Consider the following 1,713-nt stretch of genomic DNA (forward strand, 5'->3'; position numbering starts at 1 on the left):
ATTTCCTTACTTGTTACATTAAAAAGATCATTAATTCTTTCAACAATATGTGAAACATCCATATACTTACCTCCTAATTTATCAAACAATTTACTTGATTGTAATCCTTAGTGTTGTGCATTAATTATCTAATATAAATAAATTATTAAACCATTAATTCTAAATCAAATTCATAATATCATCAATTATGTTTTAATCATAAGAAAAGTGTATCATACTTACCATTTTATTGCATTAATTTCCAGTATAAGTTAGTTAATCTTTATTTTTTAATATCGTATTATTCAATTTTCAAAGAACATTATTCATAATCTAAATTCTAAATTTCACGTCGCTTAATAATTAGGTTGTTCGTTAATTATAAATCAAAAATATATAAACAATAGTAATAAATTGACATTAAGAATATTAGGAAGGTATAATATGAAAATTGATAAGTATGATTGGCGTTTCAATGTTGATATAGAGAGAAAGGTTATATACAGTTTTGGAAAAATCAATTTGGAGAAAAAATATCCTTAAAATCTTAAGGAAAAGAAGATACATCATATAAAATAGAGAGAATAGATTTTGATATATTTTCAATCTAAACTAAAATATATCAGCACGTTATATGTTCTATTTTTAAAATTAAATAAGCTGTTTGAAGAGAGGATAAATCTTTTTAAACAGCTTATTTTAGTTATACACTTATTTATTTAGCTCATGCATAGGAGGGGTTTGTGATATAACCTTATTTATTTCAAGGATTTTCTAAGTCCCTTCACAGAGTACAATAATTTTATAAGGAGTAGTTTGAGCTGGGATGCTTTTTGTAGAAGAACCATAAATCACGATTAAGTTTCTATTTGCAGGATTTCTGTTGAAGGGTTGATCATTTAACAGAAAAAGCTGGGTAGATGGATTAAGATTTAATTTTAAAGTGTTATCATTGCTCACAAGGTTGTTGTCAAAGTAGTCTATCTTAACATTTTCTCCCTGAGTATGCTTTACCATAATTAATGCGCGATATTGAGGTGGATATATAAGAATTACAGGCACATTTGCATCATAATACCCTGTTACGCTATCACCTACAGATACAATAGTGTGGTTTACAAAATAAGTATTGGGTGCAACTATGAAATTTACCAAATTGCCATCTTCAGCTTCTACCACAAATAATTTATAGCATCCTGAAGTTCCTTTCTCTTGACCCTGTCTGAGATCGCTAATCCTTGTAATAGTGCCTGAAAAACCTTTATAACTTATCATTTTATACCTCCTTAATTTTTCCAGATATGCAACAGAGTATTGTTGGTGCCTCTAGCAAAAACGTCAGTTCTGGCTGGTCCCCAAGATACTGCAGCAGGAGCTGAAGTAAGGATCCCACCAAGAGTTTGCCAGTCACTCCAGCTCATACCATTCCAAGTTTTCAGTATGAGATCGTTATTCTCACCTCTAGCAAAAACTTCAAGCATGTTATACCCTCTAGAAGCTACCCCTGGAGCTGAAGTTAAATTTCCACCAAGGTCTTCCCAATTACTCCATTGAGAGCCGTTCCACCACAGATGATACAGGCGATTTCCGACGCCTTGGGAAAATACATCGATTCTGTTTGGCCCCCAAGAAACTGCAGTAGGTGAAGATGTGAGGTTTCCACCAATACGACTCCAACCAATCCAATTGGTTCCATCCCGGTACCTATGGTAAAGGGCATTATCAGTACCTCGG

At 32.2% G+C, this 1,713-nt stretch carries 1 protein-coding gene and 1 pseudogene; both read right to left on the minus strand.

Going from position 1 to position 1,713, the window contains the following annotated elements; genetic code table 11:
• Positions 1 to 753: 753 nt before the first annotated feature.
• Positions 754 to 1,254 (minus strand): hypothetical protein, encoded by a 501-nt coding sequence (locus tag RR409_RS20295; protein WP_332559598.1) that lies wholly within the window; start codon positions 1,252 to 1,254, stop codon positions 754 to 756.
• An 11-nt stretch (positions 1,255 to 1,265) separates the two neighbouring features.
• Positions 1,266 to 1,713 (minus strand): annotated as a pseudogene (locus tag RR409_RS20300) (sialidase); the annotation flags it as partial.

The sequence above is a fragment of the Clostridium sp. genome (assembly GCF_036642255.1).
Lineage (GTDB): Bacteria > Bacillota > Clostridia > Clostridiales > Clostridiaceae > Clostridium_J.

Coding starts and splice junctions, on each gene's coding strand:
- RR409_RS20295 (WP_332559598.1), bottom strand. CDS start 1,254: ATGATAAGTTATAAAGGTTTTTCAGGCACTATTACAAGGATTAGCGAT.